Source organism: Blastococcus sp. SYSU DS0669, from assembly GCF_054050895.1.
Map to the genome: position 1 here is coordinate 315,746 of NZ_JBJHAE010000002.1, position 26,375 is coordinate 342,120.

Genomic DNA, 26,375 nt, shown 5'->3' on the forward strand with positions numbered 1-26,375 from the left:
CGGTGCGTGCCGCCGCACCCCGTTCGGGTGCGGCGGCACGCGGCCGCGCTCTGCGCTCACTATCGTCCGCGGCGTGGAGGAACAGCGGAACGGGCTGGAGACCGAGCACACCGGTGTGCGGATCGCGCACACCGAGCAGTCGCCGGTCCGCCAGGTGTTGCGTCGCGTCGTCATCGCGGCGGTCGTCCTCTTCGTCGTCGTGGTCGTGGTCTACCTGGACCGCGACGGCTACGCCGACAGCCGTGGCGACGAGATCTCGTTCCTCGACGCCGCCTACTACGCGACGGTCAGCCTCTCCACCACCGGCTACGGCGACATCACACCGGTCACCCCGGGCGCGCGGCTGACCAACGTCCTGCTGATCACGCCGCTGCGGATCATGTTCCTGATCGTCCTCATCGGAACGACCCTCGAGGCGCTCACCGCGCGCTCGCGCGAGGAGTTCCGCATCCACCGCTGGAGGTCCCGCGTGCGCCAGCACGTCATCGTGTGCGGCTACGGCACCAAGGGCCGCAGCGCCATCCGCTCCCTGCAGGCCAGCGGCACCCCGCTGGAGAAGATCGTCGTCGTCGATCCGGACCCACGGGCGATCGACGAGGCCAACGCTCTGGGCCTCACCGGCATCGTCGGCGACGCCGGCCGCACCGAGGTGCTGCGGCGGGCCGCCGTGGAGCGCGCCCGGTCGGTCATCGTGGCGGCCAACCGGGACGACTCCTCGGTGCTCATCACCCTCACCGTGCGTCAGCTCAACCCGAGCGTGCCGATCACCACGAGCGTCCGCGAGGAGGAGAACGCCAACCTCCTGCGGCAGTCCGGCGCGGACACCGTCATCACCACCTCGGCGACGTCCGGCCGCCTGCTCGGCCTCTCCACCGACAGCCCCCGCGTGGTCGCCGTCGTCGAGGACCTCGTGACCGGTGGCCAGGGCCTCGACCTGCACCAGCGGACCGCGACCAGGGACGAGGTGGGGCTCGGGCCGCGGCAGCTGCGCGACATCGTGCTCTCGGTGACCCGGGGCGGGCGCACGCTGCGCTTCGACGACCCGCTGATCGGCACCCTGCAGCCCGAGGACGTGCTCGTCGTCGTCAAGGCGCACGAGCCCGGGAAGACGATGCAGCCGCCCACGCAGTAGTTCTGTCGTCCTCCGGACGACACCGCCGCCAGGTGCCGTTCCCCTGCTGCGACGAGCGCGTCCGTCGCGCCTGCGCGACCCTGCAGTCGGGGGGCGATCTATAGGACCCGCACCCACGTGCGGGTCGGCTCGTCGCGGCCGCGGAGCTCCACCTCGCCCGCCGGGTGCCAGTGCCCCCGCTCCTCCGGTGCCGCTGCCAGCACGGTCGGTTCGCTGGCGATCGCGCGGCCCGGGTGGTCCTTGGCCAGGTCGGTGAGCCGCGCCGCCTCGTTCACCGGGTCGCCGATCACGGTGTACTCCAGCCGGCTGGCCGCCCCCACCTGCCCGGCCCACACCCGGCCGCACGCCACGCCCACCCCGACGTCGACCTCCCCGGCGGCGGCGACGGCGTCGCAGATGCGCCGGGCCGCCCGCAGCGCGGCACCCGCCGGGTCGGGGTGGTCGGCCGGGGCGCCGAACACGCAGAGCGCGGCGTCGCCCTCGAACTTGTTCACCAGGCCGCCCTCGCCCTCGATCGTCTCCACGACGATCCCGAAGAAGCGGTTGAGCAGGCCGACCATCTCCTCGGGGCCCGTGCGGCGCACCAGCGCGGTGGAGCCGGCGACGTCCACGAACAGCGCCGCGACGGTGCGCTCCTCCCCGCCCAGCGAGACCCCGGTCGCCAGCGCCCGCTGGGCCACCGTCGTCCCGACGTGCCGGCCGAACAGGTCGCGCAAACGCTCCCGCTCCGCCAGGCCGGCGGCCATGGAGTTGACCCCCTCCTGCAGCAGGCCGATCTCCCCGGCGTCGTCCACCACGACGTCGACGTCGTAGTCCCCCGCCCCCACCCGCTGCACCGCGCGCCGCAGGTCGCGCAGCGGCCGGCCCACGGCGCGGGCGGTGAGCACGGTGGCCAGCGCGCCGACCAGCAGCGCGACCACGACGAGGAAGACGACGGCGGCGCGACCGGGCCCCTCGGGGTTGCTCGGGTCCAGGTACAGCAGGACGACGCCGATCATCGGCACCCCGCTGGTGAGCCCCCAGGTCAGCAGCAACCGGATGCGCACCCCGAGGGTCAGCGCCCCGTCGGGCGGGTGGGCGGCCAGCGCGCGGGCGGTGACGGCGCGGGCGGCCCGGGCGACCAGCAGGTAGGTGACGCCGGCGGTGACCACGCCACCGAGCACGACGGCGACGGCGATCCGGGCGCCGACCCGGGCGTCGGGGAAGGTGACCGCCGCGACCGCCCCCATGAGCACCGCGCCCAGCAGCCAGACGACGGCGGCGACGAGGGCGGTGTCCAGCGGGAGCCGCAGCGCCTGCCGCGCCTCCTCACCCGAGGGCTCGCGGCCGGCCACGAGCCAGCGGTTGGTGGCGCGCTGCCGCCGCAGCCCGGCGACCACCGCCAGCGGCAGGGCGACGGCGAGGTAGCCCGCGGCCGCCCAGAGCACCTCGGCGCGACCACCGCTCCCCCGGCTGCCCTCCACCCCGAGGAGCAGCAGGACCACGGTGCCGACGCCGATCAGGTTGGCGCCGACGACCAGTCCGACGATGACCGGGACGGCGAGGCGGCCGCTGGGCGCCCACTCGGCCATGTCGGTGAGCCGACGGCGCACGTCGTCACCCGCGATGGTCACGACCGGCTCAACGACCGCGGGGCGCGCACGGCACGGCCGCTCACCCGGTCGGGGCGGGGCGGGCGGCCGCGGGCCGCCCCGGCAGCGTGCGCCCGAGCGCCAGCGCGCCGATCCCGGCGAGGACGACGCCGATCAGCGCGACCCGCAGGCTGAACGCATCGGCCAGGATCCCGATCAGCGGCGGGGAGAGCAGGAACCCGATCCGCAGCAGCCAGTTGATCACCATCAGGCCCTGGCCGTGCGGGAGGCCGGGGAGCTCGTCCGCGGCGTGGTAGACGGCGGGGATGAGCGTGGCGACGCCCAGGCCGGCCAGCGCGAAGCCGACCAGCGTGGTGGCCACCGAGGGGACGGCCAGCGCCAGCCCGAGACCCACCGCGGCCATCGCTCCCCCGGCCCGCGCGACCCGGCGCTCCCCGAACCGGTCGACGACGCGGTCGCCGGTCAGCCGACCCACGGTCATCGCCGCCATGAGGGCGACGAAGCCCAGGCCGGCCGTCGCGGCGCCGGCGTCGAGCTCGGTGCGCAGGTAGAGGGCGCTCCACGACGCACCGACGTCCTCGATCAGCGCGCCGCAGGCGGCGAGCAGGCCGAGCACCGCCAGCGCCGGGACCGCGGCCCGACGCCTGGGGCGCGCCAGCGGCACCTGCTCGGCGACCGGCTCGGGCTCGTCCGTGCCGGGGAGGACACCGCGGGAGACGACCAGGGCGGCCGCGCCGAAGACCACGGCGGAGACGCCGAGGTGCACGGTCAAGGGGATGTCGAGCCCGGCCGCCGCGGCGCCGAGCAGCCCGCCGGTGACCGCGCCGATGCTCCAGACGCCGTGCAGCGAGTTGATGATCGAGCGGCCGTAGAGCCGCTGGACCCGGAGGCCGTGCGCGTTCTGCGCGACGTCCACGACCGCGTCCAGAGCGCCGACCACCAGGAAGGCGGCGGCCAGGGCCGGCCAGTTCGGCGCGACCGAGACCGTCCACACGACCACGCCCAGCAGCGCAAGCCCGTAGGAGGCGACCCGACCGGAGCCGAACCGGCGGTTGAGCGCGGCCGAGGACAGCCCGGCCAGCAGTGCGCCCAGCGGCACCGCCGCCAGCGCGGCCCCCAGTGCGGTGCTGCTCAGCTCGAGCTCGGCCTTGACCGCCGGCAGCCGTGGCACGAGCCCGGCGTAGAAGACGGCGTTGAGGAAGAAGCAGGCGGCGACGGCGATGCGGGCGCGGCGCAGTCGCGCGGGCTCGACGGTCGCGGAGGCGGAGGACATGGCGGGGTCGGGGCTCCTGGGCTCAGCCGGCGAACCGGAACAGCGCGGCGCGGATCTGCGCGGCGTCCATCGGGTCGGTGGAGAGGGCGCTGTGCAGGACCAGCCCCTCGACGAGGGCGTCGACCTCCCGGGCGGTCACCGGGTCGAGGTGGCGCTCCAGGCTTCGGCGGCTCCGGGACATCAAGTCCTGGGTCACCGCGCGCAGGTCGGCGTCGCGGGCCGCGGCGACGTAGAGCTCGACGGCGAGCACCAGGTCCCGCTGCGAGCCGAGCAGGTCGCCGGTGAGGTGCTCGACCAGCGCGTCGAGCGCCGCCGCGCGGTCGGGGGCGGCCGCCATCCGGGCGTCGAACCGGGCGGCGACGTCGTCGACGTGCCGCGTGAAGGCAGCGGCGAGCAGCTCCGTGAGCGAGCCGAAGTGGTAGGTCAGCGACCCGAGCGGCACGTCGGCGGCGCGCGCGATCGCCCGGTGCGTGGCCGCCGTGACGCCCCGTGCGGCGATGACGTCGAGGGTCGTGTCGACCAGGCGGTCGCGCCGGCCGGGGTCGTGCCGGCGCGGACGGCGGACCGGCGCCGGACCGGCGCCCACGGGGCGGGCTCGTCCAGCCGGCGGAGAGCTCATAGGAACGAGCGTACAGATGCGCCCCGGGGCGGTGCGCGAGGCGGGGCGCCCGAGCGGGCGCCCCGCCCCGGCGGTCAGGATGCCCCGGTCAGAACGCGGCGAGGACGGCGCCCTCGTAGTTCTGCTCGATGAACTGCCGCACGTCCTCCGAGTGCAGCAGCTCCTCCAGCTCCTGGATGCGCTCGTCGCCCTCGTCGCCGGTGCGCACCACCAGGAGGTTGGCGTTGGGGTTGCCCTCGCCCTCCTCCAGCGCCAGTGCGTCCTCGGCCGGGACCAGGTCGGCCTCGATGGCGTAGTTGCCGTTGATGACCGCGATGTCCACGTCGGCCAGCGACCGGGGCACCTGCGCGGCCTCGACCTCGGAGATCTCGAGGCTCTTCGGGTTCCCCTCGATGTCCAGCGAGGTCGGCGCGGCGTCGCCGGTGTCGGCGAGGGTGATCAGGCCGTTGGCCTCGAGGAGCCGCAGCGCCCGCGCGGCGTTGGTCGGGTCGTTCGGGATCGCCACGGTCGCGCCGTCGGGCAGGTCGGCGAGGTCGGTCAGCGTGCTCGAGTAGATGCCGAGCGGCTCGATGTGCACCGGCTCCAGCGCCTGGAAGTCGTAGCCGGCACTGGCCTCCTGCTCCTCCAGGTACGGGATGGTCTGGAAGTAGTTGGCGTCCAGGGAGCCGTCGTCCAGGGCGACGTTGGGCTGCACGTAGTCGGTGAACTCGACGATCTCCAGGTCCAGGCCGGCGTCCTCGGCGAGGTTCTCGTCGATGTAGCGCAGGATCTCCGCGTGCGGGACCGGGGAAGCGCCGACCCGCAGCGGCTCGTCGGCCGCGGAGAGCTCGGCGTCGCCGCCGCAGGCGGCGAGCAGGGCCGTCATCGCCGAGGCGGCGAGCAGGGCGGGAAAGCGGGTGCGCATGGTGGTGGTTCTCCTCGGGAGTGGGGTGCGACGGCGGCCGGGTGGCCGCCGTGGAGGTCGGGTCAGGCGTGCGCGAGCGAGCGCGCCCAGCGGTCGCCGGCCCACTGGAGGGCCTGGACGATGACCAGCAGGAGGACGACGGTCGCGAGGGTGATGTCGGTGCGGAACTGCTGGTAGCCGAAGCGGATGGCGAAGTCGCCCAGCCCGCCACCACCGACCGCACCGGCCATGGCCGAGTAGCTGATCAGCGCGACGACGGTGATCGTCACGCCGGCGACCAGCGACGGCCGGGCCTCCGGCAGCAGCACGGTGCGGATGACGTCGCGCCGGCGGGCACCCATGGACAGCGCCGCCTCGACCTTGCCCTCCGCGACCTCGCGCAGGCTGGTCTCCACCAGCCGGGCGAGGAACGGGACGGCGCCGATGGTCAGCGGCACGATCGCCGCGGTGGAGCCGATCGTCGTCCCGACGATGCCGCGGGTGACCGGGGCGACGAGGACCAGCAGGATGATGAACGGCAGCGCACGGCCGAGGTTCACGACCAGGCCGACGAGCCGGTGCAGCAGCGGCCGCGGGGCCAGCCCGCCCGGCGCGGTGACGGTGAGCAGCACGCCCAGCGGGACCCCGAGCAGCACGGTGACCAGCGCCGCGACGCCGACCATGTAGAGGGTCTCCCAGGTGGCGTCCAGCAGCTGCGGCCAGATGCGGTTCCAGTCGCTCACCGGGCCACCTCGGCGGTCGCGGCCACGCGCTCGACGAGGACGCCGCCGCCCCGCAGCCGGTGCACGGCGTCGTCGAGGCCCGCCATCCCCCCGCTGACCCGCAGGAGCAGCCGGCCGTAGCGGCCACCGGCGACGGTCTCCACCGATCCGCCGGCGATCTCGACGGCCAGGCCGAGCTCCCCGATCAACGTCCGGAGGACGACGGTCTCCGGGGTCCGGTCGGTGACGGTCACCCGCAGCAGGGCGCCGTCGTGCCCGGCACCGGCGTCCGCGACCGGTGCCGGGAGCAGGGCATCGCCCAGCGGGGAGCCCGGCCGGGTGAGGACGTCGGCCAGCCGGCCGCCGTCGACCACCCGCCCCCGGTCCAGGAGCACGGCGCTGTCGCACACGGCCTTGACGACGGACATCTCGTGCGTGATCAGGAGGACCGTGAGGCCGAGCTCGTCCCGCACCCGGCGCAGCAGCTCCAGGACACCGGTGGTGCTGGCCTGGTCCAGCGCGGACGTGGCCTCGTCGCAGAGCAGCACGTTCGGGCGGACGGCCAGCGCGCGGGCGATCGCCACGCGCTGCTTCTGGCCGCCGGAGAGCTGGGCGGGGCGGGCGTCGGCGCGGTCGCCGAGCCCCACGAGGTCCAGCAGCTCGCCGGCCCGCCGTCTGCGCTCCGTCCGGCCCACGCCCGAGAGCTCCAGCGGGTGCTCCACGTTGCCCGCCGCGGTGCGCGAGTCGAGCAGCTCGAAGTGCTGGAAGACCATCCCGATGGAGCGCCGCGCCTGCCGGACCTGCTCGTCGGGCAGCTCGGTGAGCACCTGCCCGTCGACGGTGACCGAGCCCGACGTGGGCCGCTCCAGCAGGTTGACCAGGCGCACCAGCGTGCTCTTGCCCGAGCCGCTGGGGCCGACGACGCCGGCGAACTCGCCCCGGGCCACGGACAGGCTGACGCCGTCGACGGCGACGACCTCGCCGGCCCGCCCGCGGGCGGGGAAGACCTTGCGGACGTCCTTCAGTTCGATCACGGGATGCGGTCCTCGGGGATTGAGCAGGCACGGGCGGGCGGCGACGCCGGCGACGGCGTGGCGGCCCGCGGTGCGTGGCGGCTGGGGCTGCACGCCCGCCGTCGAGCAGGGCGGGCGTCGCTAGGAGGCGGGAGGCCTCAGCGGCACATGGCTGTGCCGGTGCGGCACAGGTCGACGTGCCGGCGGGCCCACGAGAGCAGCTCGTACCGCATGGTGTTCCTCCATCGGTCCTGGCAGTAGCACCCGCGCCCGCCGATGCGGGGGGTTGCTGCGACGTCGACGAGCCAGGTCTCTCAGCCGCTCCGGATGGTTGCGGGGCCGAGTCTACGGAGCGGATCAGAGGCTTTCCCGTCCGCGACCTGCGACGTCACTCACACAGCAGATCTGCAGCCGGTGGGCGGGCCGGCGCCCGAGCGTGGTCCGCGATCCCGACCACCCCGACCGAGGAGCAGCCATGTCACGCTGCTCAGCCCGCGGGTCGGCCTGGCCGCCTGCGGTACCGGTTCCGGCGGCTCGTCCGGCGCTGCCGGATCGTCGGCGTCGGCGACCACGGCGTCCGGCGAGATCCCCGACGAGACCGCCGGCCCCTACCCGGGCGACGGATCCAACGGGCCCGAGTCCTCGGCGCAGGCCCGGTTCGCCGGGCCGTACGACCCTCCCTGGCGGGACCGGCGGCTCCTAGCATTCGCCCATGACTCGGAAGCCACTGCGGTGTCGGTTCGGTTTCCACTCCTACGTCCAGCGACACCCGGGCAGCGAGCGGCCGTCGGGACCGGACGACAAGATCTGCCGGCGGTGCGGGAAGCGCACCGGCGCCCCGTTCGGAGACGTACCGGGCGCCGTCCTCGGCGGTGGCGGTGTGGGTGGCTTCTGATCAGGCGCCTCGGACCCGTGGCCGCGTCACCGCCGGATGAGACCTCGCGCCCGATCCGGCCTGCATGGGCCCGATCGTCACGCAGGCCCCTCGATCCGGCTACGTGCGGCCGGCTGCACCCGAGTGGTCGTTGCGCCGCCCCGGAGCCGCCGTCTCACCGAGCGTCTCCGCGCCTCTCCGTGACGGTGAGGACCACGCGGACGGGCGGTGGTGCGTGGTAGGAGGCCTGTCACCGCCTCCGGGCCCGTGCCAGGCTGCCGCCTCGGGACCGGCTTCGCACCGGAGGAGGGCACCATGGCTGTTCCGGGTGGTCAGGAGCAGGCAACGGGCCGTGCGGTGGTGGTCGGCGGCAGCATGGCGGGGTTGCTGGCCGCGCGTGTGCTCGCCGACCATTTCGAGGACGTCGTCGTGGTGGACCGGGACACCCTGCCCGACGGGACCCAGCACCGGCGCGGCGTGCCGCAGGATCACCAGTTCCACGTCATGCTCGCTCGGGGCCTGCGGCTCATCGACGGCCTGCTCCCGGGATACGTCACCGAGCTGCGGGCGGCCGGCGCCGTGCAGATGCGCGTCCCCAGCGACATCCTGATCCTGACGCCGGCGGGGTGGCTGGACCGGGGGGCGCCCGGCTGGGAGGTGGTCTCGGCCAGCCGTCCGGTGTTCGAGACGACGGTGCGCCGCCGGGTCAGGCAGCTGCCCGGGGTCGACGTCCTGGACGGCCACGAGGTCACCGGTGTGCGTCCCGCTCGGGACGGCAGCGGTGTCACCGGCGTCAGGGTGCGTCCGGTGAGCGGGGCCGGATCCCCGTTCGAACTCCCGGCCGACGTGGTGGTCGATGCCGCCGGGCGGGGCTCTCGAGCCGTGGCCTGGTTGCGGGAGCTGGGTCATCCCTCCCCACCGGTGACCGAGGTGGACCCGAAGATCGCCTACGCCACCCGGGTCTTCCGGATGCCGGACGGCTTCAGCGCTGATTGGAAGGCGGTGATGCTCTCCTCCAAGCCGCCGTCGATCCCACGCACGGGCTACCTGTTCCCGATCGAGGACGGGCAGTGGATGGTCTGCCTGATGGGCGCGGCCGGCCAGCACCCGCCGACGGACGAGGACGGCTGGAGGGCGTTCGCCCGCAGCCTGCGCCACCCGGTGATCGCGGATGCCGTCGCCGACGCAGAGCCGGTGTCGCCGATCCGGGCCCACCGCGGCACCACCAACCGGCTGCTGCGCTTCGAGAAGATGGCCCGCTGGCCGGAAGGACTGATCGTCCTCGGAGACGCCGCCTGCGCGTTCAACCCGATCTACGGGCAGGGGATGAGCGTGGCCGCGGTCGCCGCCGACACCCTCGGCAGCCGCCTGCGGCAGCACCGGCGAGATCACCGCGCCGACGACCGAGCCGGCCTCGCGGCCGCAACGCAGCGGGCGCTGGCGCGCGCGATGGCGGCTCCCTGGATGCTCTCCACCGGGGAGGACCTGCGGTTCCCGACGACCACCGGCGCCCACGCCGGCGCCGCGATGCGCGCGCAGCACCGCTACCTGGACCGCGTGGTGGCCGCCGCGACCCACGACCCGGCGGTGGCCGATGTCTACGTCCGACTGCTGGGCATGCTGGCGGCACCGACCGCCGTCTTCAGCCCGCGAGTCCTGGCCGCAGCGGCCCGCGCCGGCGCCCCTCCGGACCACGACCACCGCGCGGTCATCCCGCCTCCTTGGCGGGCGGCCGAGTCCACATCCGCCGCGACCGGGCCCACGTCGGCTCACGCCCGGCACTGAGCGAGGACGCTCCCGTGACGACGCTGACGCGGTTGGCCGAGGTCGGGCGCTCCGAGATCGCCGTCGCCGGCGTCCCCACGTCGTTCCTGCACGCCGGCCAGGCCGATGCCGACGAGGCCGTGGTGTTCCTCCACGGCAACCCCGGCCCCGCCGAGGACTGGCGCCGGCTGGTGTCCCGCACCGGCGCCTTCGCACGGGCGGTGGCTCCGGACATGCCGGGTTTCGGCGAGTCCGACAAGCCGGACCGGTTCGTCTACACCGTGGACGGCTACGCCCGGCACCTGCAGGTGTTCCTCGACGAGCTCGGCATCCGCCGGGTGCACCTGGTCCTCCACGACTTCGGTGGCCCCTGGGGCCTGACCTGGGCGGCCGACCACCAGGAGCAGTGCGCCAGCCTGACACTGGTGGACATCGGCGTGATGCGCGACTACTCGTGGCACTCGTTGGCGCGGATCTGGCGCACGACCGGGCTCGGCGAAGCCTTCATGGCCACGACCACCCTCCCCGCCATCAAGGCACACCTCCGCCGGGGCAATCCGCGCGGGATGCCGCTGGACGCGGTAGAGCGCATCTACCGCGCCTCCCGGGACAGGGCTGCCTGCCGGGCCGTGCTCCGGCTCTACCGCGCGACCGACCTCGCTGCGGTGTCCGAGGACCTCCACCGGAGGCTGCGGGGGTTCGACCGCCCGGTCCTGGTCCTCTGGGGTGCCCGGGACCCGTACACACCTGTCCGCTGGGCCGAACGGCAGCGGGAGACCTTCCCACGGGCGCAGGTCGTCGTGCTGGACGACAGCGGGCACTGGCCGATGCTCGACAACCCCGTCGCCGTGGAGCAACTGGTCACGGAGTTCTTGACCGGCGCGACCGCACCCGGACGCGCGGAGGGCCCGGTCAGCTGACCGGGCCCTCCGTGGTGCAACAGGGGTGGTGGTGTGGTGGGGTCTTCGTAGATCGGCGAACCGCGAGGTCGGGGCATCCGTTTCTACGAACGACCCGAGCGGTTTGCACCCTTCGGCCTTGAAATCAGCACCCGTGCAGGTCAGGCAGTGTGCCCCTGGCCCGACTGCGGCCATGTCCGGTAGCGCGGACCTCTCCCGAAGAGGCAGGAGGACTGACGCTGTGTCCCTACGCCGTCGCCCGACTCTTGCCGACCTTCGTCGCCGGACTCACTAGCCGGGCGCGATCCTCACCGTACTTCCGCGGCGACTGCTGGACTGTCACGTTGCGCTTGCCCTCGATCGTGGTGATACGGACGATCGGTTTGCGAGCTTTCATGCTCTTGAAGATGCGCACGTCATCCCCTCCTAGTTGCCCTCAACCGAGCTACCCGGTGTTCTACCCCGGACTGCTGACAACCTCGCAGCAAGGAGGAGCAGCAGCGTAGCTGCTGATGTGCTCCATGCCCCGAGACACCACAGCAAGTTGAAGTAGGGCTCGTGCAGCTGCCCGACAACACTGCCCGCCGCTGCGGTCAACAGCAACGCGCAACCTAGAACAACCGCTCGGAGGGGAAAGAGGAGCCGGGCTTCGAGGATGTTCTCACCGGAGCGCGAGAGGAGTGCCAACACGATCGCCGGCGCCGCTAGCAGCAGGGCCGCGGCTCCGTCGCCCGCATCCCGCAGCGCCTCGGGCGCGCCAGGGAGTACCTGCTCAAGAACGAAGATGACGGCGGAGAAGAGTGAAACCAGGAGGGCGGTAGCCCGCAGACCAGGGAACGGCACCGCGAGCTGAAGGCGTGCCCGCGGCTCAAGCGGCGGCTGGTCCGGGTAAGACCCGTGGACGTGAGCAACGGGGTCCACTGTGAGGTCCTGCCCGGCAGGGGCGCCTCCCGCCTCCCGCGGCGGAAGCTCAAGTCCGGTGGAGGTCAACCCCGGCGGGGCGTGTACCTCCAGGTGGTACGACGCCGCCCACGAAGCCCCGTGAGCCTCAAGCGAGTACTCCGCGCTACTGAACCCGAAGGCGGTCAACACCCTGTTCAGCCACGTGGTGTTCGCCTCTGGGACCGATCGCCAGTGAAATGAGTACTTGAGGATCTGACGCGTCCCCACGTCGTTGGCTGGAAGAAGCACCAGCATCAGGAAGTTGTCGGCCAGGTCTCGGACGAGGTCCCCTACCGCCGCTGGGACGGCTTGGGGATCGAAGACTTGCACACCGTCAACCTGCCCGGTGCTCAGGAGGTCCTCGGCCTGAAGGGCGGCTGCCGCTGGCGCTCCCTGCGCAATCTCGGCCAAGCTCTTCACCAGCTGCCCGGGCAAGGGATCCGTGACCTGGCTCAAGGCATGGCAGAGCGCTGCCCACGCGACTTCACCGTTCTGGGCTGTGTTGGCAACCGGCAAGGATGCACCGCCGCTGTCACTGACATCCAGCGAGCGCATGACGGCCTTGCTGATCATGGCGATCGGCACGAGTACTTGCCCTTTGACGAACTCGATCGAGGGCAGCACCCGTTCGCTGGCCTCAGCCGCCAACCCAGGCTCCGGCGGCGGAGTGCAGTCAAGAGAGACCCTGCGCCGCCCCCGCTCCCCCTCCAGGAGGCGGAGGCTGTCCACCTTCCGATGGCACCAGGTCTGCGATGCCCAGATGGCATCAGCAGCCGCGCGCCCCAGTTGAGGATCCGGCCGGGGACTTCCTGCTGCTGTCACCGCCGTGCCAGCGGCATCAGCCGACGACCATGTCCAGCAGAACCTCAACTTGCTATCTCCCCGTCCCGTTGCGTTCCGCGCTGCCCTTGCCCCACGGCGCAGCGCGCTTGCGAGATGCAGCGGCACCGGCACGGGATGGCCACAACCCATCGATCTTGATCACGATAAGGGGCTCCAGTGACAGCCCGGTGAGATCACCGGTAAGGGGGCGGTTCGGTCTCCTCAACCGAGTTCGGGCGCCACTCGCTGCTGTTCAACGGGTTGCCGGCCCTTGCTCCTGAAGCCAGCGGGCGCGCACGGTAGCCAACGGCACGCGGCCGGTGGGGCGGTCGACCGCCCAGAAGTCCCAGCCGTTGGCCGCGAGGCCGCCCTTCGCTTCGCTGGCCGCCTTACTGGGACTGGAATGGGGCCTGCCGTTGTACTCAAGGGCGCCGTCGGCACGTAGCAGAGCCGTAGCGGGAAAGACGCCGTTCGTCGAGGTAAGCGTCTCCCCCTGGCTGAGCAGGCCGGAATCGAGCAACTGCTTGACGGTGATTCCGTAGAAGCGGCTGCTGCGGGTCTTCGCCGCCGGCCGGACGGCCGACTGGTCATCGGGGGTCTCGGTGTCGTAGCCGAGGAGGCGCAGCACGGCGCCGGATCGGGGGAACGACGCCCTCCAACGCCACGCGTTCATAGGGTGGCAGCGTCTCGTCGCTGGGCCGGTTGCCGTTGTGCAGGCGGGTGTTGGCCGCCGCGTCGAGCAGGTCGTACAGCCGGCCCTCCAACCACCCGACGTGGGCGCTGTTGAACCTGAACGTGGTGTCGCGCCGGATGAGGAGCGCCCGGCACCAGTGGTCCCTCGCCTTCAGGTGCTGGCCCAGGCGTGTTCGTACGCCTGCCGGTGCCTTGCCGACGTAGGAACCCCAGGTGCCGTCGGAGTCATGTCGGTCGAGCAGGACGTAGGTTCCCGGCACGTCCCAGCTGGCGGTCAACGCGGCAACGGCTCCGCGGTCGACGACGGCCATCGCCAGCGCGGCCGTGGAGTCGTAGATCAGCGCGGGAGCGGCGGGGGCGTCCGGCAGCAGGACTGACAGCGGTAGCTGGTCGGCGGCACCAGGACTTGGCGCGGCCGCGGTCATCGGTCCTGCACCGGCTGAGCCGCGGCGGTGTGTAGATCGTCGAGGGCCGGGACTGCGGCGTCCCACAGCTCGCGGAAGCTCGTCAGGATCTCCCGGGTGAGCGCGTCCGGGTCCAGCGGTGCGCCGCTCGCAGGCTGCACGTAGCGCCAGAACGGGAACGTCCGACCCGAGGACCCCTTGAGCTGTGCCCGCACCGGCCGCATGGCCTCGCTGAGCTGCCGTCGGCGTTCCTCGTCGGCCGCGTCTGCGGGGAGACGCACGGCGACGTACGGCCATTCGTTCGGTCCCGGTGTGAGCAGGCGGGCACGCTCCCACTGGATGGCGACGCTGACGTCCGCGGTCCCGTTGTGCTGCCAGGCCAAGCGGCGCAGTCCCGCCCTGGGCCAGGAGCCGGAGTCCAGGTCGTTGGTCTCCAGCTCGGCATCGAACTCCTCTGCCAGCTCTTCCAGCTGCGCAGCGACACCGACGAGGTGCTTGTCCAGCAGCTGGCGACCTTCAGCGCGCAGGGCAGCCCAGGTCTCGATGTCGTGCCGGTGGTCGAGGTAGAACCACGCCTTCGCGTCGGCATCTTCCCGGGTGGGGACGATCGGGTCAGACACGGTGGTAGGCCTCCAGGGTGGTGATGTAGTCGTGGACGCCGGGTGCCGCCCCGGTCATCGAGTTGACGGCCGCGCGGGCGAGGTCGGCGACCTGCTCCCAGGTGAGCGCTCGCCACTGGCCGCGGCTATCCACGGCGGTGGTCGGCAACCGTCGGCCTCGGGTGAGAAAGACGAAGCAGGGGGCCGGCTCGTTCCGCCAGTGCGCGTACAGGCGGTCCAGCTGTCGGTCTTGTTCGACCGCGAAGGTCTTGGCCTCCACCACGATCGTCCAGTCGCTGCCGTAGACGACGAGGTCGGCGCGAGTTTCCACCCGCTGTTCCTCCAGCACCACCCGCACGCCGGCGTCCGTACCGGAGCCGTCGATCCCGAGGTGGTCAAGCAGTCTGTCCAGCGCAGCTGGGCCCAGGCCGTGGTGTCCGTCCGGGCGCAGCAGCCACGCCAGCCCCGCGGTCATGGCGAGTTCTCGGTACTGCTGATCGAGGGCCGCGAGCAGCGTCCGCGGACCGCCCCGCCAGCGGCCGGTTTGCACGAGGTTCCGCTGCGTGTCCCGCAGCCGGTCCAGGCTGCTCGTCCAGTGCGTCACCGCGCTGGCGCCCTTGGCGTCCTCGGCGGCGACGATGGCCTCCCACGCCATGGTCAGCGTCGCGTGGAGCGGCTCCCAGGCGTGCACATCATCGAGGGCGTCTTGGCCGGGCCCGGTCACGTGTGCTGCTCCCTGCGACATGGTCAACTGCTCACTCCTGCTCGATGGATCAGTGACCCCGCCGTCACGCGACCGTGACGTCCGGAAGAGCACGTTCCCTCACCTGATGAAGAACGGTCACGATGCCGTCGACCTCGTCCTCGGTGAAGATCGAGTCCGGGCCGTGCGGTGCGCTGTCGGTGAACGGTGATTCGTAGAGGCGGCCGATGTCCATGACCCCGTTGGCGGTCAGGTGCTCGACGATGAGCTGGACGAACCGGATCTGGTCGGCCGAGTACGCGCCGTCGGACAGGTAGCGGTCGAACGCGGTGGTCGCGGCCTCGCGGTCGAGGCCGACCAGGGAGCGGATGAACAACCCGAGTCCGTGGGACTCCTCGCGGGCGCGGGCGATGTCGGCCTCGCTACCGGCGCCGGACTCCACCAGCATCGCCTCCAGCGACGCCAGATCCTCCGGCGTGAGCTGGAGGTTGCGGCGCAGCCGCTGCAGGGCCAGGTGGTCCTCGTGGTCGCGCAGGTAGGCGCGGGCCTTCGCGCGGAACCGTTCCCAGTTCGTTCCGGGGGTGACGCCGGGCAGTTCGATGACGCTGCTCTCGCCGAGCTCGTCGGCGAAGTTCGAGTAGACGACGGCGCGCCGGGACTTCTCCACGAACCGCACGAGCGCACGGATTCGGCGCCGGGCGAGCTCGAGCATCGGGAGGGTGACGTCGACCCACCACTCGTCGCCGGACAGCTCCTCGAGCAGCTGCTCCTGCGCCTTGACCGAGGGAATCGCGGTCTGGCCAAGCAGCGCGGCGGTGATGTCCTGCACCTGCGTACGCAGCCGCTCGAACAGGACGGCATCGCCGTCGAGCCGCGCCAGCTGTAGCCGCAGCAGGATCAGGTCGAAGCGCTTGGCATCCTCGTCGTCGTCCCGCTTGGTTGAGGGCAGGCCAGCGAGGTGGTGCGCGATGTCGCCGGCCTTCTCCTGGGTCAACTGGTGCCAGGCGTCCCAGTCGGAGTACGTCTCCACCCATTGCCGAGCCGGGCGGACCAGGAAGTTGTCGACGTTCATGCCGACCACCACCTCGTGCAGCGCCCAGGCCACGTCGACGCGCAGGCCGCGCTCGCTGACCTCGCCATGGCCGACCTCCGGCTGGTGGCCGGCGCCGGTGCTAGCGCCGGCCTGGTCCAGTGCAGTGAGCAGCCCCAGTCGGGCTTCGAACAGCCGCTCGGCGAGCGACTTCTGCAGCGACCCGCCGGAGTCGGGCAGGTTCTGGCTGAAGAACTCGAGGTTGCCGCAGAAGTCGAAGACGTAGAAGTTCTTCTTGTCCTCTCCCGGTCCGTAGAGGTCGGAACACAGCCGGGTGCCGCGGCCGATCATCTGCCAGAACTTGCTCTTGGCGCGGATGAGCTTGAAGAAGACGAGGTTGACGACCTCGGGGACGTCGATGCCGGTGTCGAGCATGTCGACGGAGATGGCGATGTGCGGCGCCTTGTCCTTGCTCGAGAAGTCGTCGATGAGGTTCTGGGCGTAGGTCACCGAGTGGGTGATGACGCGGGCGAAGTGGCCGGCGTACTCGGGGTAGTTGGCATCGAAGCGCTTCTGAATGAAGTCAGCGTGGGCCTGGTTCTTGGCGAAGATGATGGTCTTGCCGAGCCGGTCGCCACCGGCGACCTTGTGGCCGTCCTTCATGAGAGTGGCGAGGACCTTGTCGACGGTGTCGGCGTTGAAGAGGAACTTGTTGAGCTCCTCGGCCGTGACGGCGTCGGGGACGTCGCCGTCCTCGCTCCACTCGATGGAGTCCCAGTCGTCCTTCTCCTGCTCGCTGAGCTCGTTGTAGCGGATGCCCTCGCGGAGGAACTTGGTGGGCACCGACACCGCCACGGGGGGCACGAGATACCCCTCGGCGACTGCCTCGTCGAGGCTGTAGGCGTCGGTGGGCACGCCGTCTTCAAGGTTGAACAGCGTGTAGGTGTTGCGGTCGACCTCGTCCTTCGGCGTGGCGGTCAGGCCGACCAGCAGGGAGTCGAACCAGGAGAAGATCGCGCGGTACTTCTGGTAGACCGACCGGTGGGCCTCGTCGATCACGATGAGATCGAAGTAGCCGGGGCCGAACAGCCGGCGGCCGTCGTCGGTCTCGTTGATCAGGTTCATCATCGTCGGGTATGTCGAGACGTACACCCGGCCGTCGGCGACCTTCTCGGTGACCAAGTTGACCGTGGTCGCGTTCGGCAGGTGGGTCTTGAACGCCCCGACGGCTTGGTTGACCAGGGCGGTGCGGTCGGCGAGGAACAGCGCTCGCTTGACCCAGCCCGCCTTCATGAGCTGGTCGACCAGCGCGATGACCGTTCGGGTCTTGCCGGACCCGGTGGCCATCACGAGCAGCGCGGCCCGTTGCTTGGCGGTGAACGTCTCCCCCACTGTCCGGATCGCGCGCTGTTGGTAGTGCCGGCCGACGATCGCCTTGTCGATGCCCGCCTCAGCGAGCGGAAGGCGGCCGGTGCGGCGCTGCACCATCAGCTCAAGCTCGTCGGCGGTGAAGAAGCCCTCGACCCGCCGCGGCGGATAGCCGGCGGCGTCGTCCCACAGCCAGGTCTGGTAGCCGTTGGTGTAGAAGACCACCGGCCGGCGGCCGGTCATCTGCTGCAGGCAGTCGGCGTACAGCTTGGCCTGCTGCTGGCCCACGGCAGGCTCGACGGTGGTCTTCTTCCCCTCCACCACCGCCAGCGGAAGCCCGTCGCTGCCCCACAGCACGTAGTCGACGAAGCCCTTGCCCTCGGCGTTGGGCATGCCAGTGACCTCGAACTCGCGGTCCCGGACATCGGTGAGCTGCCAGCCGGCCTCGCGGAGAAGCTCGTCGATGATGAGGTCGCGGGTCTGGGCCTCGGAGTAGTCGTGCGTGTCGGTCAGCGCGTTCGCGGCCTGCGCAGCCTTGATCTGCTGCCGCAACTCCTTGATCTCGGCGTCCTTCGCCGCCGCGAGATCATCTCGCTGTTTGAGCGCTCGGGCATTGGCCTCGTCCTGCTGGCGGAACTTCTCCGCGAGCTTGACCACGTCCGCCCGACTCAGCGGCGCCTGACTGCCGGCGAGCTTCGGGTCGAACACGGCCCCAGTGGGAACCGCCGCCGGGTTGGAGGAGTAGCGGAAGGCTGTCCACACCACCACGTGGTGCAACTCTCGCAGCACATCCACCGCGGCTCGGGCCGGGATGGGCTGGACGTCGTGGACTGCGCGGTTGCCGAGCTTGCGGATCAGGTTCAGCTTCTGCCCGATGCCGACGCCGACGCGCCGCTGGAACCCCGGCTCGTTGATGCGGGCCGATAGGTCGTCCTTGTACGGAATGGCCAGCCCGTCGATGTCGTAGATCAGCCCGACGAGTTGCTCCGCCGCACGGCGGGCATAGAAACACGCCGACCGCGAGTCAGACGAAAGGTACGACTCGGCACGGGCGCAGTCACCGTGGATCTGCGGCCATTCCGTCGCGATGAGATCGAAGTTAGATCTCATAGGCCACCCCGGAACGCTCGGGACAGCAGTGATGAAGAGAGTTCGTCAATACTGGTCTGCCCATGCTGAACAGCGACTTGCTCGGCGTGGATCTGCGCGACACATGCTGCGAACTCGCGCTGAAGATCGATCGGCGGCACGGGAATCGGCAGGTCCGCACAACGCTTCAGGTTGAGGTTGGCGATGTTGGTGGTTTGAGTCGAGAAGCTCCTTGCCACTTCTTGAATCTTGCGGGAAGTGAACCAGTGAAACAAGTAGTGGGGATCAAGTTGCCCTCTACTCCGCAGAGCTGTGACGAATCCGCCGATCGCGGCAGGCTTCGGCAGGCTCTCAACAAAGCAGGCCTTGCCGACCAGATTCCAACTGTTTGCGCTAGAGATGAGCGTATCTCCCTGGCTCAGGTACTGCTCCTGACGCTTGACCAGTCTCGCAGGGATGTGAATCTCATCGGATCGATCCAGTCGCTTCTGCACATTCTTCGTCCGCATCACGGCAACAGCTCCGGGACCCTCTTCGACCTTGTCGTCGGGCTTGAAGGTGACCCCACGGATGAAGGTTGCCACGTGACCAAGCGGCGACGGCTCGTAGGACTGAGCAAACATGCTGTGAAAGAGAGACTGGGGTAGAGCGTCGAGATGGGCGAGTTGCTGACGACGCTTTGCGCGGAGGTCGTCAACCTGGTCCAGGATTGCCGCGATACGGCGCTGCTCTTCCATCGATGGCACCGGTATCTCGACACGTGCGACGGTCGTCTTGGAGATCTCCTTGAACGTCGCGCCATTGCCGAGGGACTGCAGGTATGTTTTTTTGAAGCACAGCCAGTGATAGAGGTACTTCGCGTCCAGAACTTCAGCCTTCGGGATCAGACTCTTGAAGCCCTGGTTCGTCGCCATTGGTGCTCTGTTGATGGCAACGTGACCGATGGGAGCGCGAGAACTGAGGAGCACTGAGCCCACGGGCAGCACCTTCGCAGAACAGCTAGCGAGCCCTGCCGCAGTGAGCTTGCGCGGCGTCGTCTCGATGTAAGCGCCACTGAGCTCACTCAGGTCGGCCGGAGTCGCCCAAGCGACGTCACCGCCCCAGAAGTCAGGGATGGAACTCTTCGGCGTTGCCCCCGACACAATCTCGCAACACTCGCCAAGCGCAAGCATCTTCACGACAGCATAGCCTTTAGTTCTGCAAGCCCCTGGCGAATCTCAGCATCGAGCTTCTCGAGACCTTCGATGATGTCCAGCGGAGGTTGGTACTCGACCTCGTCGTGGACAAGTTCTCTGTATCGACTCAGCGAGAGGTCATACTCCTGAGCAACGATGTCGGACTTGGGCACGCAGAAGCTTTGCTCGGTGCGCTCGCGCTTCAGTTCATCGCCATCGCGCTCCGCCCAGCGTGCGAGCACGTCTGGAAGGTCATCGGGGCCGCCAGGAATGCGCTTGTCGTCGAGGCTGAAGCCGTCGGCCTGGACATCGTAAAACCAGACGTTCTCAGTACCGCCGCTGTTGGTCTTGGTGAAGAGCAGAATCGCTGTGGACACGCCCGCGTACGGCCTGAATGCCCCGGACGGGAGCTTCACCACGGCGTCGAGCTTTTGGTCCTCGACTAGGACCCGGCGAAGGGTCTTGTGTGCTGTCGATGACCCGAAGAGCACTCCGTCGGGGACGATGACCGCTGCCTGCCCGCCAGGCTTGAGCAACCGCAGGAACAGCGCGAGGAACAGCAACTCCGTCTTCTTTGTCTTGACGACCCGCTGCAGGTCCTTCGACGTCGACTCGTAGTCAAGGCTGCCGGCGAATGGCGGATTCGCGAGAATCAGGGAGTAGAGGCCCTCCTCGCCCGCCGCGCCCTCGGATAGCGAGTCGCGGTAGCGGATGTCTGGCTGCTCGACCCCGTGCAAGAGCATGTTCATGCTGCCGATGCGGAGCATGGTGGAGTCGAAGTCGTACCCGTGGAACATGCTGCGGTGGTAGTGCTGCCGCTGCTGCGCGTCGGTCATGACCGTGGGGTGCTCGCGGCGGACGTACTCGGAGGCAGCGACGAGGAAGCCGGCGGTACCGCACGCCGGGTCGCAGATCTCATCCGACGGTTGGGGAGCGGTCATCGCGACCATGAGCTGGATGATGTGCCGCGGAGTCCGAAACTGGCCGTTCTGACCGGCGCTGGCGATCTTGCTGAGCATGTACTCGTAGAGGTCGCCGTTGGTGTCGCGGTCCTGCATGGGGACGTCATCAAGCATGTCGACGACGCGGGAGAGCAGTGCCGGTGTCGGGATGGTGAACCGGGCGTCCTTCATGTGCTCCGAGTAGGTGGACCCGTCCCCGCCCAGTTGACGCAGGAACGGGAATACGCCCTCGCCGATCACCTGGTGCATGACGCCGGGTTCGAAGTCCTTGAACCGGGACCAGCGCAGGTCCGCCTCGCCGGGCTGGTAGATCGGGTCCTCGATCGGCTTGCTGGTGCGGTTGGCCTTCCGCTCCTTCAGCGTCTGGAGGTCGTCGAGCCGACGGATGAACAGCAGGTAGGTGATCTGCTCGATGACCTCAAGGGGGTTGGAGATGCCTCCTGACCAGAAGGCGTCCCACACTCTGTCGATCTTGCTCTTGAGCTCGCCGGTGATCACGCCGACACCCCCCTCTGCGGCTCTCCCGGCTGCACCGAGTCGCGGAACTGGTCTGCTGCCGTGAACAGCACGTCCTCGGACTTCAGCGGTCCGTACTTCTTCGCGCGCGACAGCACGTGCAACTCCCTCGGTCAGGTTCAAGCACAGGCACGGTAGCCCGACGGCCGCCACACAGTGGACAACCGGACACGGTCGGTCACGCCAGCGAGGATTCACCTCCTTTCGGCGTCGGCATGACCTGGGCACATGTCCTGTGCCCAGACGTCAGTGAGTCCGGAGACCTGTTGGCCGCGGGCGGCTACGCCGTCGGGATCACCTCCTTCGATGACGGCTGCCAGCCGCCGGCGACCCGGCGTCCGTTGATCTCTGTGTAGTTGTCAGACTGCGATCCGGCGGCACCACGAGACGCCGTCGCCGGCACGGTCACGGGGCGCTTTCCTTCGTCAATCGGGCTGCCCGGTCGAATGCCCGGACGGATTCAGCCGGCACAGCTGAGGGCGCGGATCGTCCGCCGCGGCCCATTGGGTCGCCAGCAACCGGAGGTGCCGGCATGTCCGTGCTCCCCTTCCCGTCCATCGACAACGGCCACGAGCCGTGGCCGGCAGCCCGCGTCGTCACCGCCTCGGACCAGGCTGTGCTCACCCGGGCAGCGACGCTGGTGGGCATCCCCATCCGGCTGCTCCTCTACCGCTGCGCTGGGGTCCCGGCCCCGCGCAGCTCGCGGTCCTCCGCGTCACCGCGGAACTGCTCCTTTCGCGGCTGGAGGAGTCGACCGGTGCGTGCTCCGACTGCGCCGGCTCCGACCGGGCGATGGACTGCGCCCGTGAGCTCGGGAAGCTGGAGGCGCGGCTGGACGCACTCGCCCGTGACGCGGAGCTGGTGCTGGGCTGGATGGCGCCTCCGACGGAGCGGTGACCGGGGCCTTGCGCCCTGGGAAGCCGCGCGGATGGGTGATGCGCACGGGCCTCGGCCCGTTCGCATCACCCGCACCGCCGGTGCCGGGAACGCCGATCGGCACGGAGAAGCCGATGACCCACAACTCACACACCCAGGGCGCCAGCACGCCCGAACCGCTGCGCGACTACCGGCTGAGGAAGCTCCTGGTTCGCCGGCAGGCGCTCGCCGACGCCGCCGTCGAGCACCTCTGCCACGACGTGCCCGGCGCGGACCTTCTCTGGGAGAGCCTCCACCGCGTCGAGGAACGGCTGCGGCAGGAGTACCCCGGCGTCTGGGCCCAGTCGAACGCCGGATGGGTGACGGCCGACGCCGCCCGGCTGCACACCGCCGGCCGGCCGCCATCGAAGTCCTGCCGGCTCTGTCGGCAGTTGGCACGTATCCGACGTCGAGGTCCGCCCGGCGTCCTGAACCACACCGTGGCCCCGCCCGCAAGGGCGGGGCCACACCCATGTCCCGGGTCGGTGGGTCGGCGGTCCACGCAAGCAGCGTCAGCCAAGCGCCCTCCCCGCGGTCGGATCAACCTCATTGCCGATCCGACCCATCGCCGGACCCGTACCGGCCATGACCGCTACCGCCAACGGCCCCGGCCTTCGGCTCGACGACCCCGCTGAACTCGACCGCTTTCTCGCCGACTACGCCCCGACCGGCGTGGCCGCCGAGCGTTGGGCTGCCCTCGCGCCTGACGCCATCGCCGTGGTCAAGAAGGCCGGGCCGCTCACCCGAACCCGCGTCGAGAAGGACATCCAGGCGCTCGGTGCGGTCGCCGGCCGACTGGCCGAGCGCAACCGAGACCTGTCGCTGAACGAAACCCTGGCCGACACGACGCTGCTCGACTTCGACCTCGCGCTGGCGCGGGGCGGCGCGTCGGACAAGACCCGGGAGAACCGCCGCGGCATCCTGCGCCGGTTGCAGGCGGCCCACCATGACGTGCCGTGGCGGCAGGCCCGGCGCACGGACGGCGAGCGGGTCGACGCCCTGCCTTCACCATCGCTCGCCGGCGAGATCGACCACCTCCTGGCCGTCGCCGCGAGAGACCGCGGCGCCGACGCGGCGGCCTTCGTCGCCGCGGTGGAGACAGCCCGCCGCGCTCGCCGCGGGGACGGCGAGGCGGGCGACGCCGACCCGACCGCCTGGCGGCGGGCCCGGGCGTTCGCGGAGCGCCACGGACTCGGACTCACCCAGCGGGTGCTCGCCGCGGCGGTCACTCACGAGGTGCTGCTGACCGTGCAGCCACTGGCGGTGCTCATCGCCGCAGCGGGGCTGACCCGGCGTGACCTCGACCTCGGCCTTACCCACGCCGCAGCACTGCCGGACCAGCCGTCCGACCGGCACAGGGCGGTGCTGCGCGGCGCCTGACGACTGCCAGTCGCGGTGATTGCCGTGCCGAGCGGCCCCCGCACGGTCCCGGCTCGAGCTGCCCGGAGAGGCCGGGCAGCCGGACCGGGGAGCCGACCTTGACGAGCAACTCCACCCGACCGCGCAAGCCCAGCAAGGCGGCGATGGCCCGCCAGCTGGCACAGGTGCAGGCCCAGCAGGAGCAGCAGCGCGACCTGCCGCCGAAGCTGGCGCAGCTGATCGACGACTACGTCGGCGCCAGCTTCACGGTCGTGCAGATGGCCGCCATCCGGCCGTTCCTCCGCACCGTCATCACCGCCAGCACGCTGACCGGTGCCGAGAGCGTCCGCAAGCACTGCACGCACATCGCCGGACTGGCGGCCTATGCAATCCAGCGGGGCCTGACCCTCGAGCCCGTTCAGGTGCTGACCACCGCCTTCATCGACGAGTACCTGCGCCTGGGCATGACAGGAGCCGGCGACTCGGTCAAGGCGGAGCGTCGGCGGCGCCTGCTCGCCCTCGCCCGCACTGTCAACCCGGGACCGACCACCCCGGCACGGCTCACCCCGATCGGGCACAGCGCGGTCAAGCCTCCCTACACGCCGACGGATCTAGCGGTCATTACCCGCGTCTGCCGCACCCAGCCGACCGAGGCCAAGCGCCGCGACCTGTCGACCGTCGTGGCCCTCGGCGCCGGCGCCGGCCTGGACAGCGTCGACCTGCGCCATCTGCGCATCGAGCACATCGAGGACCTCGGCATGCAGGGCCTGCAGGTCCACGTCCAGGAGCCGAGGCCGCGGATCGTGCCGGTCCGTTCGAGGCTGGAGAACCTCCTCCGCTCCGCCGTCGACGGCAGGCGGGCCGGCGAGCTGGTGCTCGGGGACAAGGTGGACCGGCGGAACACCGCGGCCCGCGCCGTCGAGAACGCCGCGCTCTACAACGTCCCGCACATCGAGGCGGCGCGGCTGCGCGCCACCTGGCTGGCCGACCTGATGACCGACACCGTCCCCATCGGCGTGCTGTTGCAGGCGGCCGGGCTGAAGTCCGCCCGCACGCTGGTCGACCTGGTTCCTCACCTGGGCCCGTGGCTGGAGCACAAGGGCCTGTCCACGCCCGCCGTCGATGCGCTGCGCGGGGGCGCCCGATGAGCGCCAAGCACCTCACCCCGGCCCTGGTCGACCGCACCGTACACGTCATCGACAGCAGCGGCGTCCTGGACATGGCCTGCCCGCCTCGACAGCCCGGCAAGCCCGGCCGGATCGGCAGGATCCGGGACAACACCCGCCTGCTGTTCATCGGCATGCACCTGTGCACCCGGCTGGGGCACGAGACCACTCTCGCCAGCATCCACCAAGTGCTCACCGAAGCCCTGCCCCGTGACAAGCAGTGGGAGCTCGGCGTGCTGCGCCCGCCGACCACGACGAAGCGCACCAACGCCAAGCCGTTCGACCCCGACGCGCCCGCGCTGGTCAAGAACGGCAAGCCCCGCAAGAGGATCTGGGCCGAGGACGGCGTCGAGGAGATCGGCTACGACGACCTGTCCAACGCCGCCACCGCCCTGCGGAAGCGGCTCGACTACGGCCACGGCGCGGCCCCGCAGCTCGACGACACCGAGCGCGCCGCTCGTCAGGGGACCGTCGAGCAGATCATCGACGCGCTCATCGCTGTCGCCACCATCCCGCGGACCGGCAGCACCAGTGCGCTGGACGCCACCGGGCAGTGGGCCTGGACCCGCGGCCCTGGCAAGCGGAAGAAGGAGCTGGAGAAGGACCTCGCCGACGGGGTCACCGACGGGGCGGACCCGGACGCGCTCGAGGTCGCCGGCATCGCCACCGACGACGAGGGCGCCACCGCGCCCGAGGACCAGAGCGCGCCCGCGCCCGCCGGCGCCCGCGGCCGCTGCCTCGACGCCGCCTGGGGCTACAAGACCAGCAAGAGCGGCGAGAAGGAGGTCGGCTTCGGCTTCCACCAGCACACCATCTGCCGGGTGCCCGACCCGAACGCCGACGACGACTCCGAGCCGGTGCTCATCGACGGGTTCGTCCTCACCCCCGCCAACGCCGACGTCGTCGAGGCCTCGCTCGGGCTGATCGACCGCATCCGCAGCCGCCACCAGATCACCCGGCTCGTGGGCGACATGCTGTACACCAACCTCAAGGGCGGCCGGTGGGCCGTACCGCTGGCCCAGCGGGGCATCGAACAGGGTCTCGCCATGCGCACCGACAACCACAGGGTCGTCGACATCAACGGCGCGCAGATGCAGCACGGCTGGCTGCACTGCGCCGCCGCCCCGATGGACCAGCGGCCGCTGCCGCCGGAGCGCGCCACCGCCGAGGAATGGGACGCCTTCCACGACGACGTCGACGAGTTCCAGCGCAACTGGGCCTTCGACCGCAAGGAGAGCGGCCTCGGCAAGAGCGTGACCAGCAAGTGGATCTGCCCCGCCCGCGCCGGGCGCGCCGGCTGCCACGCCCTCGGCGCCGCGCAGGTCGAGGCGGCCACCCAGCTGGGGCTGCCGATCATCACCCCGCCGGAGGACCACACCACCCGCAAGTCCTGCACGAACAAGACGATGGACTTCACGCCCGACCCGGACGATGCGAACCACCAGCGCAAGCTGATGCAGCGTGAGTACTACGGCAGCCGCCGGTGGCGGCGGCTGTTCAAGCGGCGAGCGCTGGCCGAGGGGGTCTTCGGGATCCTCAAGAACGCCAGCCGGCAGCGACTGCGCCGCGGTCAGAACCGACTCCCCGGCCTGGCGATGGCCTCCATCGTCGCCGCGGTCAAGGCCAGCGTCTTCAACGAGGAACAGCTCCGCAGCTGGCACGACCGCACCGCCCGCGGCCCGGCCGACCACCCGCTGCTGCAGCCCGACCCGCCCTACTGGGGCTTCCGCGACCTGACGAAGGAGGAGGCGAAGGCCGTCGACGCCGAGCACCTGCGTCGCCTCCGCGGCGGCCACATGCAGCCGGTCCTCGAGGCTGCCTGACCCCTGCGTGAGACGACGAACCGCCCCGGACCTGGAGG

23 protein-coding genes and 1 riboswitch are annotated in these 26,375 nt (G+C 70.9%); of the genes, 6 read left to right on the top strand and 17 right to left on the bottom strand.

The window, feature by feature from the left end:
* Positions 1-73 precede the first annotated feature (73 nt).
* Entirely contained in the window at positions 74-1,132 is a 1,059-nt protein-coding gene (locus ACI792_RS04055; protein ID WP_456601442.1) for a potassium channel family protein, read from the top strand.
* 98 nt (positions 1,133-1,230) lie between these two features.
* On the opposite strand, the gene ACI792_RS04060 is transcribed toward ACI792_RS04055, so the two are convergent.
* The 7 genes from ACI792_RS04060 to ACI792_RS04090 all read right to left on the bottom strand — a co-directional run bounded on the left by ACI792_RS04060 (position 1,231) and on the right by ACI792_RS04090 (position 7,467).
* Positions 1,231-2,745, bottom strand: a complete 1,515-nt coding sequence (locus tag ACI792_RS04060; RefSeq protein ID WP_456601443.1) for an adenylate/guanylate cyclase domain-containing protein — start codon at positions 2,743-2,745, stop codon at positions 1,231-1,233.
* A 40-nt stretch (positions 2,746-2,785) separates the two neighbouring features.
* Entirely contained in the window at positions 2,786-3,997 is a 1,212-nt protein-coding gene (locus ACI792_RS04065) for an MFS transporter (protein ID WP_456582839.1), read from the bottom strand.
* A 22-nt stretch (positions 3,998-4,019) separates the two neighbouring features.
* Entirely contained in the window at positions 4,020-4,583 is a 564-nt protein-coding gene (locus tag ACI792_RS04070) for a TetR/AcrR family transcriptional regulator (protein ID WP_456601444.1), read from the bottom strand.
* Positions 4,584-4,704: 121 nt separating this feature from the next.
* On the bottom strand, positions 4,705-5,520 hold the full coding sequence (locus ACI792_RS04075) for a MetQ/NlpA family ABC transporter substrate-binding protein (RefSeq protein ID WP_456601445.1): 816 nt from the start codon (positions 5,518-5,520) through the stop codon (positions 4,705-4,707).
* A gap of 62 nt (positions 5,521-5,582) precedes the next feature.
* On the bottom strand, positions 5,583-6,242 hold the full coding sequence (locus tag ACI792_RS04080; protein WP_456601446.1) for a methionine ABC transporter permease: 660 nt from the start codon (positions 6,240-6,242) through the stop codon (positions 5,583-5,585).
* The gene (locus ACI792_RS04085; protein WP_456601447.1) at positions 6,239-7,255 is read right to left on the bottom strand and encodes a methionine ABC transporter ATP-binding protein; all 1,017 of its coding nucleotides are present in this window, start codon (positions 7,253-7,255) and stop codon (positions 6,239-6,241) included. Before ACI792_RS04085 ends, ACI792_RS04080 begins: the two co-directional genes overlap by 4 nt.
* A 137-nt stretch (positions 7,256-7,392) precedes the next feature.
* Entirely contained in the window at positions 7,393-7,467 is a 75-nt protein-coding gene (locus ACI792_RS04090) for a putative leader peptide (protein WP_374201310.1), read from the bottom strand.
* 6 nt (positions 7,468-7,473) lie between these two features.
* A riboswitch (SAM riboswitch) is annotated at positions 7,474-7,568 on the bottom strand.
* Between the two features lie 855 nt (positions 7,569-8,423).
* Here ACI792_RS04090 and ACI792_RS04095 point away from each other — a divergent pair.
* The gene (locus tag ACI792_RS04095; RefSeq protein WP_456601448.1) at positions 8,424-9,893 is read left to right on the top strand and encodes an NAD(P)/FAD-dependent oxidoreductase; all 1,470 of its coding nucleotides are present in this window, start codon (positions 8,424-8,426) and stop codon (positions 9,891-9,893) included.
* A gap of 14 nt (positions 9,894-9,907) precedes the next feature.
* Positions 9,908-10,792, top strand: a complete 885-nt coding sequence (locus ACI792_RS04100; RefSeq protein ID WP_456601449.1) for an alpha/beta fold hydrolase — start codon at positions 9,908-9,910, stop codon at positions 10,790-10,792.
* Between the two features lie 226 nt (positions 10,793-11,018).
* On the opposite strand, the gene ACI792_RS04105 is transcribed toward ACI792_RS04100, so the two are convergent.
* The 10 genes from ACI792_RS04105 to ACI792_RS04150 all read right to left on the bottom strand — a co-directional run bounded on the left by ACI792_RS04105 (position 11,019) and on the right by ACI792_RS04150 (position 22,246).
* Positions 11,019-11,186 (bottom strand): hypothetical protein, encoded by a 168-nt coding sequence (locus ACI792_RS04105; RefSeq protein ID WP_456601450.1) that lies wholly within the window; start codon positions 11,184-11,186, stop codon positions 11,019-11,021.
* Positions 11,187-11,197: 11 nt separating this feature from the next.
* The gene (locus ACI792_RS04110) at positions 11,198-12,442 is read right to left on the bottom strand and encodes a hypothetical protein (RefSeq protein ID WP_456601451.1); all 1,245 of its coding nucleotides are present in this window, start codon (positions 12,440-12,442) and stop codon (positions 11,198-11,200) included.
* Between the two features lie 346 nt (positions 12,443-12,788).
* Positions 12,789-13,163, bottom strand: coding sequence for a restriction system modified-DNA reader domain-containing protein (locus ACI792_RS04115; RefSeq protein ID WP_456601452.1), 375 nt, complete (start codon positions 13,161-13,163; stop codon positions 12,789-12,791).
* Positions 13,123-13,653 carry a hypothetical protein gene (locus ACI792_RS04120; protein ID WP_456601453.1) on the bottom strand — a complete coding sequence of 177 codons (531 nt, stop codon included), beginning with the start codon at positions 13,651-13,653 and terminating at the stop codon, positions 13,123-13,125. The genes ACI792_RS04115 and ACI792_RS04120 overlap by 41 nt, the downstream gene beginning before the upstream one ends.
* Positions 13,650-14,252, bottom strand: a complete 603-nt coding sequence (locus ACI792_RS04125) for a hypothetical protein (protein ID WP_456601454.1) — start codon at positions 14,250-14,252, stop codon at positions 13,650-13,652. The genes ACI792_RS04120 and ACI792_RS04125 overlap by 4 nt, the downstream gene beginning before the upstream one ends.
* Complete coding sequence (locus ACI792_RS04130) at positions 14,245-14,955, bottom strand: PD-(D/E)XK nuclease family protein (RefSeq protein ID WP_456601455.1); 711 nt, start codon at positions 14,953-14,955, stop codon at positions 14,245-14,247. Before ACI792_RS04130 ends, ACI792_RS04125 begins: the two co-directional genes overlap by 8 nt.
* Positions 14,956-15,019: 64 nt before the next feature.
* Positions 15,020-18,442, bottom strand: a complete 3,423-nt coding sequence (locus tag ACI792_RS04135) for a DEAD/DEAH box helicase family protein (protein WP_456601456.1) — start codon at positions 18,440-18,442, stop codon at positions 15,020-15,022.
* Entirely contained in the window at positions 18,439-19,593 is a 1,155-nt protein-coding gene (locus ACI792_RS04140) for a restriction endonuclease subunit S (RefSeq protein WP_456601551.1), read from the bottom strand. The genes ACI792_RS04135 and ACI792_RS04140 overlap by 4 nt, the downstream gene beginning before the upstream one ends.
* Positions 19,594-19,595: 2 nt before the next feature.
* A complete protein-coding gene (locus ACI792_RS04145) occupies positions 19,596-21,056 on the bottom strand; it encodes a type I restriction-modification system subunit M (protein ID WP_456601457.1) in 1,461 nt (486 codons plus the stop codon).
* 1,040 nt (positions 21,057-22,096) lie between these two features.
* Positions 22,097-22,246, bottom strand: a complete 150-nt coding sequence (locus ACI792_RS04150; protein WP_456601458.1) for a hypothetical protein — start codon at positions 22,244-22,246, stop codon at positions 22,097-22,099.
* Positions 22,247-22,574: 328 nt separating this feature from the next.
* Here ACI792_RS04150 and ACI792_RS04155 point away from each other — a divergent pair, with 328 nt between their 5' ends.
* The 3 genes from ACI792_RS04155 (at position 22,575) to ACI792_RS04165 (ending at position 26,337) form a co-directional block, all read left to right on the top strand.
* Complete coding sequence (locus tag ACI792_RS04155; protein WP_456601459.1) at positions 22,575-23,369, top strand: hypothetical protein; 795 nt, start codon at positions 22,575-22,577, stop codon at positions 23,367-23,369.
* 98 nt (positions 23,370-23,467) lie between these two features.
* Positions 23,468-24,496, top strand: coding sequence for a hypothetical protein (locus tag ACI792_RS04160; RefSeq protein WP_456601460.1), 1,029 nt, complete (start codon positions 23,468-23,470; stop codon positions 24,494-24,496).
* Positions 24,493-26,337: a hypothetical protein gene (locus ACI792_RS04165; protein WP_456601461.1), complete on the top strand. Its 1,845-nt coding sequence runs from the start codon at positions 24,493-24,495 to the stop codon at positions 26,335-26,337. The genes ACI792_RS04160 and ACI792_RS04165 overlap by 4 nt, the downstream gene beginning before the upstream one ends.
* Positions 26,338-26,375: the final 38 nt, after the last annotated feature.